The sequence below is a fragment of the Dyadobacter sp. 22481 genome (assembly GCF_052044875.1).
In the GTDB taxonomy this organism is placed as follows: Bacteria; Bacteroidota; Bacteroidia; order Cytophagales; family Spirosomataceae; genus Dyadobacter; species Dyadobacter endophyticus.
Genome location: NZ_JBQENV010000016.1, coordinates 1 through 590, shown reverse-complemented (window position 1 = coordinate 590; position 590 = coordinate 1). Strand labels below are relative to the sequence as shown.

Sequence of the window (590 nt, the reverse complement as noted above, 5' to 3'; positions counted from 1 at the left end):
TCGACGACACCTAGCCTGCCTACCGGTTGGAATAACACGGGTGAACACCTGGGTACCAATGCGGGAAGCGACGGAACGGTGAATGGTATTTTGCCAAACATCACAGTGACCACTACCGATGTGACCAATGCTAACTTTGGTGTGCAGCAGCCGCCGGTTACCACCGACGAGGCACTGCCTTCTTCGCCAAACCCTGGCGGCACGGTGACCGTGGATATCTCCGATGATTTCAACTTCACCGATCCGGATGGGAACGTACAGAGCATCACATTCACAGAATTCCCTGCAAATGTGACCACGGTAACGATCAATGGAACGACTTATGTGGCACCAGGCCAGACTCCGGGAGCCGGGCAGCAAGTATTCCCTGATTCGGGTGTAACTGTTCCCGTAACCGGTTTGGAAGTGCTCGTCGACCCGATCGATGGCAACCCGACTGTGGATGTACCGTTCACAGTGATTGACAACGGTGGTTTGGAAAGCAACGAAAGTTCGGTAACCAAACCGTTCACGACGCCAATTGTGAACTTGTCTGGTAACGTATTCCATGATGCCAATGCACTGACTGACAGCACGGTGAACACGACAAG

1 protein-coding gene is annotated in these 590 nt (G+C 53.2%); it reads left to right on the top strand.

Annotation, left to right across the window (positions count from 1 at the left end; translation table 11 throughout):
- On the top strand, window positions 1–590 hold a 590-nt coding region (locus ACTJJJ_RS31730), incomplete at both ends, for a hypothetical protein (RefSeq protein WP_440703912.1).